This is a genomic window from Bradyrhizobium sacchari (assembly GCF_002068095.1).
Classification (GTDB): Bacteria; Pseudomonadota; Alphaproteobacteria; order Rhizobiales; family Xanthobacteraceae; genus Bradyrhizobium; species Bradyrhizobium sacchari.
This window is the reverse complement of the sequence record NZ_LWIG01000001.1, coordinates 952447-961371: the sequence shown is the minus strand read 5'-3', so window position 1 is coordinate 961371 and position 8925 is coordinate 952447. Positions and strand designations below refer to the sequence as shown.

The following is an 8925-nucleotide window of genomic DNA, read 5'->3' as shown; positions in this document are numbered from 1 at the left end:
GGCACCCGGTGGCACACCGACGCCGCCGCCCGGACGTCCGGGAGCCGCGGCCCCCGCTCCCGGCGCGACCCCAGCGCCAACGGCGACGCCTGCCCCTGGCCAACAGGGTGGAACGACACCTCCTGCCGGCGCACCCGCTGCCGGAGCTCCGCCCACCTCGCCGCAAGCCGGGGCCCCGGCGCGGCCGCCCGCGCCTCCGGCCGGCGCGGCAGCTCCGACGGTCGTCCCCGGTTCGGCCGCGGCAGCGCCACCGCCGAACAGGCCGCAGTACGCGCAGCCGACGGTTGCGCCGGCCTTCCGCGCCGCGCCGACGGTCGCTGCACCCTTGCCGCCTCCGCCGCGTCCGCCGCAGCGTGACCTGACGCCGCTCGCGATCGGTGCGGGCGTGGTGGCCGGCGCCGTGATCGGTGCCACCATCGCCGACTACCGCAACCAGCGGCAGGAGATCGTCGAAGGCGGCCGCACGGTCTACACTGAGCCGGACCGCATCATCATCCGCGATCCCGGCGGGCAGGCCTATGTCCGCGGCAATGATCTCTATCGCTTCCGTTATGGCGCCCGCGACATCCGCACCGACACCATCGGCGGCGAGACCCGCACCGTCGTGATCCGTCCCGATGGCAGCGAGGTGATCACCGTGGTCGGTCCCGACGGCTCGCTGCTGCGGCGAATCCGCAGGGACCCCGGCGGGCGCGAGATCGTCATCATCGACAACAGCTACCGCGATCCGCGGTCGGTCGGCGGCTTCTATGTCGACGTGCCGCCGCCGGTCGTGAACATTCCCTACGATCGCTACATCGTCGATGCCCAGGAAGCATCGCCGGACGTGATCTACGCGACCATGCAGGCACCGCCGGTGCAGCGGATCGATCGGCGTTACTCGCTCGACGAGATCCGCTACAGCCCGAATGTTCGCATGCAGATGCCGAGCATCGACGTCAACACGATCAACTTCGAGACGGGATCGTGGACCATCCCGCCGGACCAGGCGGCCCGGCTGCAGGTGATCGCCGACGGCCTCAACCAGGCGATCCAGCGCAATCCGCGCGAGGTGTTCCTGATCGAGGGCCACACCGACGCGGTCGGCAACGACGTCGACAATCTGTCGCTGTCGGATCGCCGCGCGCAGGCCGCGGCCGAGTTGCTGACGCAGCAGTTCAATGTGCCGGCGGAGAACCTGACGTCGCAGGGCTACGGCGAGCAGTACCTGAAGGAGCAGACGCAGGGACCGAGCCTGATCAACCGGCGCGTCACGATCCGCCGCATCACGCCGCTGCTCAACGGCGGGCAGGCCTCGCTGCCGCCGCCCCCGCCCGGCACCGCGCCGCCGCGGTAACGGCACGCATCAACGCAAATGGCCGGGAGCGATCCCGGCCATTTTTTCGTCATTGCGAGGAGCGAAGCGACGAAGCAATCCAGACTGCCGCCGCGGAGAGATTCTGGATTGCTTCGCTTCGCTCGCAATGACGAACGAAGCTATCGCTTGTCGCCCGGAGGAGCGGAGCGACATCCGGGGTCTGTCGGCTTGGCGAGAAAGTCCCGGATATCGCTTCGCTCATCCGGGCCACGATGACGTCAATCAGCCCTTGTCGCTCTCGAGCTTGAAGATCTGCGAGCCTTCGCTGCCCGAGAGCAGACCGGTTTTCGAATAGAGACCGAGCTTCGTCCGCGTATCCGCGATGTCGAGATTGCGCATGGTGAGCTGGCCGATGCGGTCGGCCGGCGTGAAGGCGGCGTCCTCGACCTTCTCCATGCTGAGCCGTTCCGGCGCATAGGTGAGGTTGGGGCTCTCGGTGTTGAGGATCGAATAGTCGTTGCCGCGGCGCAGCTCCAGCGTCACCTCGCCGGTGACGGCGCGCGCGACCCAGCGCTGCGCGGCCTCGCGCAACATCAGCGCCTGCGAATCGAACCAGCGGCCCTGATACAGCAGACGTCCCAAGCGCATGCCGCTGATGCGGTATTGCTCGATGGTGTCCTCGTTGTGGATGCCGGTGACGAGGCGCTCATAGGCGATGTGCAAGAGCGCCATGCCGGGCGCCTCGTAGATGCCGCGGCTCTTGGCCTCGATGATGCGGTTCTCGATCTGGTCGCTCATGCCGAGACCGTGGCGACCGCCGACGGCGTTGGCTTCGAGGAACAGCGCGACGGGATCAGCGAAGGTCTGGCCGTTCAGCGCAGTCGGCTGTCCCTCCTCGAACCGCACCACGACCTTCTCGGCCTTGACGGCACAGTCGTCGCGCCAGAACGGCACGCCCATGATCGGGTTGACGATCTTGATGCCGCTGTCGAGGCTTTCGAGATCCTTGGCCTCATGCGTGGCGCCGAGCAAATTGCTGTCGGTCGAATACGCCTTCTCGGCACTCATCTTGTAGGCAAAGCCCTGCGCGGTCATGAAGGCCGACATCTCGGCGCGGCCGCCGAGCTCGTCGATGAACTGCTGGTCGAGCCAGGGTTTGTAGATCTTCAGGCCCGGATTGGTGAGCAGGCCGTAGCGATAGAAGCGCTCGATGTCGTTGCCCTTGAAGGTCGAGCCGTCGCCCCAGATGTTGACGCCGTCTTCCTTCATCGCCGCAACCAGCATCGTGCCGGTGACGGCGCGTCCGAGCGGTGTCGTATTGAAATAGGTGATGCCGCCGGTGGAGATGTGGAAGGCGCCGGACTGGATCGCGGCGATGCCTTCATGGACGAGCTGCGTGCGGCAATCGACGAGCCGCGCCTTCTCGGCGCCGAACGCTTCCGCCTTGCGCGGAATCTCGTTGTAGTCGGCCTCGTCGGGCTGGCCGAGATTGGCGGTGTAGGCATAGCAGCGCGCGCCCTTCTGCTTCATCCAGAGCAGCGCCGCGCTGGTGTCGAGACCGCCCGAAAAAGCGATGCCGACTTTCTCACCCTTGGGCAGGCTTTTCAGGATCGTGGTCATGGGGCTTCCAATCGGGTCTCAGAGGGTCGGATGTCGGGACGAACTTGACCGCGCGAATATCAAATTTCGCAGGGCTCGGCACGCATTTAATGGCTCAAATCGACGGCGCGGGGCCGGTCTTGCGGCCGAACAGGCGCTGGCGGAGCCGATAGCCGGGCAAGGCCAACCGGGTCAGCGCGGCGTCCACCGCCTCGTCCGAAAACCGGGTCCGTGGCCAGCGGTAGATCAGCGCGTAGGCGAACCAGATCACCACGAAGGTGACGAGGCCGGCGATCGAGACGTCGGTAAAGAAATGCCCGCCAAAGGCCATGCGCAGCCCGCTGGTCACCGCGCCGAACACCACGGCACCGGCGTAGGCCAGCGGCCGCCACGCCGGCGGCGCCAGTGCAGCAGGGGCCAGCGTCCAGAACGCGGTCGCGCCCTCGCCCGAGAAGAAGGAACAGTTGCGCGTGCAGCCGCCGCGCGGATCCCACCACGGCACAAACTGCTGGTCGCCGGCGAACTCCATCACCACCACCGGCCGCGGCCGGCCCCAATAGGTCTTGAAGGTGAGGTTGGTGAGGATGCCGGCCGACAAGACGATCGTGGCGAGCAGGAACACGACCGCGCGGCCCGACACCATCAGGGGCCGGTCGGGCCGGATCATCTTGACCACGAGCGCGACCAGCGACGGCAGTACGAAGGCCCAGGAGACCCACATCGCAGCGTCACGCGCGAAGCCGGCCCAGCCGTTCAGCTTGAGCGGAAACGTCTTCGTTTCGGGGTCGAAGAACAGCGAAGCCAGCTTGAGGTCGAGCTCTGGATAAAGGCCAAAAACGACGCCGATCAGCAGCCACAGCGCCAGGGCAATGAAGAGTCCAGTCCGGTTCATGACGCGCGGTTTAGCGGAGTGGGGCGGGGATGGAAACCCTTGCCATGGTCATTCCGGGGCGGTGCGCAGCACCGAACCCGGAATCTCGAGATTCTGGGCCTGGTCCTTCGGACCATCCCGGAATGACGGCGCAGCCTATCTTGCATCCGGCCGCGAATGCGCCGGCAGCGGCGGAGGCGGCTTGCGCGGGGGTGGCGGTTCGCGCCAGGCGCCGGCGTTGCGGCCGGCGATCAGCCAGTAGACGACGCCGGCAACGATGCCCGCCCCCGTCATGATCTCGAGGTGACGCCGCACGATGCCTTCGAACTGCAGCGTATCGGAATGGAAGGGAACGAGGCCGAGGTAACAGGCGAGCCCGACAAGGCCGCCGCCGACGGCATAGGCGAGCGCGCTACGGATGTAGAGCGCTTCGGTGATGGCGACGATCACCGCAGCCGGCACCAGCGCGAACCCCGAGACGAAGATGAAACCGAAGCCGAGCAGGATGTCGATCGCGCCCTGATCGACGGGACCCGCGCCGAGATCGGCAAATTCCGGAAACAGCAGCGCCATCACCACGATCATGCCGCCGACGAAGCAGGCCGCGAGGAAGCCGATGAAGATGACGACGAGGCGGCCGATCAGGGACATGCCAAAAATGCCAACTCAGTCGTCATTGCGAGCGCAGCGAAGCAATCCAGAAATGCGTACGCGGAGACAGTCTGGATTGCTTCGTCGCTACGCTCCTCGCAATGACGGGGAGGCGAGAGCGCGTGCATCGCAAGCTAATCCGTCATCGCCATGGCGCGCAGCGCCTGGCGTTCGCGCGCCGAGAGCTTTTCGGTCTCCGACTTGAGCTGGCCGCAGGCGGCGAGGATGTCGCGGCCGCGCGGGGTGCGCACCGGAGAGGAATAGCCGGCGTTGAAGATGTATTCGGAGAATTTTTCGATCTGGTCCCAGTCCGAGCATTCATAGGCCGTGCCGGGCCAGGGATTGAACGGGATCAGGTTGATCTTGGCCGGAATGCCCTTGAGCATCTTCACCAGCAGTTTTGCGTCGTCGAGCGAATCGTTGACGCCCTTGAGCATCACATATTCGAAGGTGATGCGGCGCGCGTTCGAGGCGCCGGGATAGTCGCGGCAGGCCTGCAAGAGCTCCTTGATCGGGTATTTGCGGTTGAGCGGCACCAGCTCGTTGCGCAGCTCGTCGCGAACCGCGTGCAGCGAGATCGCGAGCATGACGCCGATCTCCTCGCCGGCGCGCACGATGTTCGGCACCACGCCCGAGGTCGACAGCGTGATGCGGCGGCGGGAGATGCCGATGCCCTCATTGTCGCCGACGATGAGCAGCGCATCGCGCACCGCGTCGAAATTGTAGAGCGGCTCGCCCATGCCCATCATCACGATATTGGTGACGCGGCGTGTGCCATCCTCCCGATCGGCCCAGTCATTGAGACGATCGCGCGCGACCATCACTTGGCCTACGATCTCGCCGGCGGTGAGGTTGCGCACCAGACGCTGCGTGCCGGTGTGGCAGAAGGCGCAGTTGAGGGTGCAGCCGACCTGCGAGGAGACGCAGAGCGTGCCGCGGTCGGTCTCGGGGATGTAGACGCACTCGACTTCATGCGCCTTCTCGACATTGTCGCCGCTCGGCAGCCGCAGCAGCCATTTGCGGGTCCCGTCATTGGAGATCTGCTCGGCAACGACTTCGGGACGGTCGACGGTGAAATGCTCAGCGAGATCGGCGCGGATGCCCTTCGAAATCGAGGTCATGTCGTCGAAGCTCCGCGCGCCCCGGAAATAGAGCCAGTGCCACAGCTGTTGCACACGCATCTTGCGCTGCGCGGGCGCGACGCCGATCTCGCCGAGGCGATCGGCAAGCTCGGCGCGCGACAGGCCGATCAGCGACGGTTTTGCCGGCGGCACATAGGTTTCGAGCGGAGTCTTCTCCACCAGGATTGCGTTGTGCGGCTCGGTCGTCGGTTGCATTGAATGGACCTGATTACGTGGTCGTTCCGGGGCAGCTCGAAGAGCTGAACCCGGAACCTCGAGATTCCGGGCCTGGTCGTTCGCACCATCCCGGAATGACGGAAAAACTCGGAACCGCCCCTATATAGCAACCGAAACCGCGGATTGCGACCTTGTCGCCCTTGGCCTTAACGGCCAGGTGTTATCGCCTACAGTCCTGCGCGATCTTGTCGAGCGCCTGGGCGAGACCCTTCAGCGAGAACGTGTCGGTCGTCTCCGTGCCCTTGGCCGAGACGCCCTTGACCACGAGATCGGCGGATTTGCGCATCGCCTCGACCATCCGCTCCTCCTCGGCCGCGTTCTTGATCCAGAGGCCGTCGCCCTGCGTATACATCGCAAAGGCGGCGCCGCCGACCTCAACCGAGGATTCCGAGCCCGGCTTCAGCGCGTAGCCGATCATGACCGAGACTTCGTTGTTCACCTTCTCCGCCGGCCGGGTCGAGACGAAGGCATAGGCGGGATCGCGCGGCCTGTTCGGCGGGTTGGTCTTCGACGACGAGGGCTTGGCCAGCGCGAAACAGACCTTCTTGCCGTTGGGTGTCGCCGAATAGGCGCCCCAGGTGCCGAACTGGCCGATCAGGGTCGGCTCGGCGCCGCCCGCGACCGCCGCCGCCGGGGTTGCCGGTTTGCTCTCCGGCTTTGTGGCCGTCTTGGCCGCCGGATTGGCGGCCGGTGCTGCCGTCTTCGGTGCAGCTTTGGGCGCCGGTTGCGCCGGTTGCGCCGTCTGCGCCCGCGCGGAATCAGGGATTCCCCACGCCACAGCGCCAGTCGTCAAAGCCAATAATAGCACCCGCCACATGCTGGAGTGGTTCCCTCAATATTGTGACTGGAAGATGGCCCGGCCGCGCTTTGTCCCCGGGTAGGGATAGCCGGGAAAGTCCAATTTGGGAAGGCAGTTAGCGGACGTGAGGCGATCAGGTTCGGGATCGCGCAGTGCGCTGGGCGGCCCATTGCGCCTCGGTCCAGCCGAGCAGGTCCTCGGCGCCGGAACTGCGCAAATGCGCGCCGCCGTCGATCACCACCATCTCGCCATTGATGTAACCGGCGCGGTCGGAGACGAGGAAGCTGGCGAGGTCGGCGAGCTCGCTGTGCTCCCCGGTGCGGCCGAGCGGGTTGCGCGCGGTCCAGCCTTGGTCGCGGCCCTCCGGGCGGAGCTGCCCCGATGCGCCGGCGGTCGGGAACGGCCCCGGCGCGATCGCCACGGTGCGGATGCCCTTCGGGCCCCATTCCACCGCAAGGCTTTTCGTCATCGCCAGCACCGCCGATTTCGCCATCGCCGACGGCACGGTGAAAGCGCGCCCCGTGATGGTCGAGGTCGAGAGGATCGAGAGCACGACACCCCCGTGGCCGCTCTCGATCCAGCGTTTGCCGGCGGCGAGCGTGCAATACATCGCGCCGTGCAGCGTCGGTGCCAGGATGGCGTCCGCGGCGCGGAAGGACAGATGCTCGCTCTGCGCGATGAAGGTTGCAGCGGCATTGTTGACGAGGATGTCGAGCGGCGCCTGACGCCAGATCTGATCCATCATGCTGTCCACAGCGGCACCTTCGCGGATGTCGCACGCGACGGTGGTGACCTTGCCACCGGTCTGTTCGCGCATCTCGCTCGCCGTTGCCTCGAGCCGGTCGAGCTTGCGGCCGCAGATCACGAGCTCGGCGCCGAGCGTCAGGAAGCGGCGTCCCATCGCGGCACCGAGGCCCGAGCCACCGCCGGTGACGAGGATGCGCCTGTCCTTGAGGAGGCCCGTTTCAAACATGGTTTGAATCCTCGCTGTTTCAACACACGGCGTCATTGCGAGCGCAGCGAAGCAATCCAGACTATTTTCCGCAGGACGGATTCTGGATTGCTTCGCTGCGCTCGCAATGACGCAAGGATAGGCCTTCGTGCTGACCTAGGCAAAGAATCCGGATTGTCGCCCGTGCCTAAATCCGGCAAAACCGACCCAACGATAATTCCATTCGAAACGCCTCAAGGTGCTGCCATGAAAGCCATCCTCTGCTCGCAATATTGCCAGCCCGACGATCTCGTTCTGGCCGACGTGCCGGATCCGGTGGCGGGTCCCGGCGAAGCGGTGATCGCGATCAAGGCGGCGGCGCTGAACTTCTTCGACATCCTGATGATCCAGGGCAAGTACCAGATCAAGCCGCCGTTCCCGTTCTCGCCCGCCGCCGAAGTCGCCGGCGTGATCGAGAGCATCGGCCCCGGCGTGACTGACCTGAAGGTCGGCGACCGCGTCGTCGCCTCCTGCGGCCACAATGGCGCGCGCGAGAAGATCGCGCTGCCGGCGGCGTCGATCGTCAAGATCCCCGACAATCTCGACTATGACCGCGCGGCCGGAATCATCATCATCTACGGTACCGCGCTGCATGCGCTGGAGGATCGTGCCAGCCCGAAGCCGGGCGAGACGCTCGCGGTGCTCGGCGCCGCCGGCGGCACCGGCCTTGCGGCTTGCGAGCTCGGCAAGCTGATGGGCCTGAAGGTGATCGCCTGCGCCTCCTCGGACGAGAAGCTCGCATTTGCAAAAGCGCATGGCGCCGAGCTGACGCTGAACTACGGCAAGGAAGATTTGAAGGAAGGCCTGCGCAAGCTCACCGACGGCAAGGGCGTCGACATCATCTTCGATCCCGTGGGCGGTGCGTATGCGGAAGCGGCGCTGCGCTCGATCGCCTGGGAAGGCCGCTTCCTCGTGATCGGCTTTGCCGCCGGCGACATTCCGAAGATGCCGCTGAATCTCGCGCTCTTGAAAGGCTGCGACATCCGCGGCGTGTTCTGGGGCGCCTGGACGAGACTCAACCCCGCGAAGAACCGCGCCAATCTCGAGAAGCTCGTGAGGTGGACTGCGGAAGGCAAGATCTCATCGCATGTCGATCGCACCTTCCCACTGGCGCAAACGGCGGACGCACTGAAGGTGCTGGCGGGACGCCAGGCCATGGGCAAGGTGATCCTGCATCCGTGAGGATGCCGTAGGGAAGACTCTCTTCGCGTCATGGCGAAAGCCGGGACGACGTCGCAGCGCGCCATCGCGCCCCTGAACGCTGAATCCATTCAGGCGCCGCCCGGAAAAAAATCCCTCAACCATCGCGGGCAAAATTGCGGTGCATGTCGCCGCGCCGCCGCAATCAAACCCAAATAT

The 8925-nt window shown here is 65.8% G+C and carries 8 protein-coding genes; 2 read left to right on the top strand and 6 right to left on the bottom strand.

Translation table 11 applies throughout. The features are described 5' to 3' along the window. Positions 1 to 1336, top strand: a 1336-nt coding sequence (locus A5906_RS04450; protein WP_245326579.1) for an OmpA family protein, incomplete at its 5' end; no start/stop codon positions are given. Between the two features lie 243 nt (positions 1337 to 1579). Here A5906_RS04450 and argG read toward each other — a convergent pair. From argG to A5906_RS04415, 6 genes are all read right to left on the bottom strand, one after another. Continuing rightward, positions 1580 to 2917, bottom strand: coding sequence for an argininosuccinate synthase (gene argG / locus A5906_RS04445; protein ID WP_080133971.1), 1338 nt, complete (start codon positions 2915 to 2917; stop codon positions 1580 to 1582). 94 nt (positions 2918 to 3011) lie between these two features. After that, positions 3012 to 3788: a phosphatase PAP2 family protein gene (locus A5906_RS04440; protein ID WP_080133970.1), complete on the bottom strand. Its 777-nt coding sequence runs from the start codon at positions 3786 to 3788 to the stop codon at positions 3012 to 3014. A gap of 135 nt (positions 3789 to 3923) precedes the next feature. Beyond that, a complete protein-coding gene (locus A5906_RS04430) occupies positions 3924 to 4418 on the bottom strand; it encodes a hypothetical protein (RefSeq protein ID WP_080133969.1) in 495 nt (164 codons plus the stop codon). Between the two features lie 134 nt (positions 4419 to 4552). Then, the gene (gene rlmN, locus A5906_RS04425) at positions 4553 to 5755 is read right to left on the bottom strand and encodes a dual-specificity RNA methyltransferase RlmN (protein ID WP_080133968.1); all 1203 of its coding nucleotides are present in this window, start codon (positions 5753 to 5755) and stop codon (positions 4553 to 4555) included. 181 nt (positions 5756 to 5936) lie between these two features. Beyond that, the gene (locus A5906_RS04420; protein ID WP_080133967.1) at positions 5937 to 6593 is read right to left on the bottom strand and encodes an invasion associated locus B family protein; all 657 of its coding nucleotides are present in this window, start codon (positions 6591 to 6593) and stop codon (positions 5937 to 5939) included. A 115-nt stretch (positions 6594 to 6708) separates the two neighbouring features. Further along, the gene (locus A5906_RS04415; RefSeq protein ID WP_080133966.1) at positions 6709 to 7548 is read right to left on the bottom strand and encodes an SDR family oxidoreductase; all 840 of its coding nucleotides are present in this window, start codon (positions 7546 to 7548) and stop codon (positions 6709 to 6711) included. Between the two features lie 225 nt (positions 7549 to 7773). Between A5906_RS04415 and A5906_RS04410 the strand changes: the two genes are divergently transcribed. Continuing rightward, on the top strand, positions 7774 to 8748 hold the full coding sequence (locus A5906_RS04410) for an NADPH:quinone oxidoreductase family protein (RefSeq protein ID WP_080133965.1): 975 nt from the start codon (positions 7774 to 7776) through the stop codon (positions 8746 to 8748). The last annotated feature ends 177 nt before the right edge of the window (positions 8749 to 8925 follow it).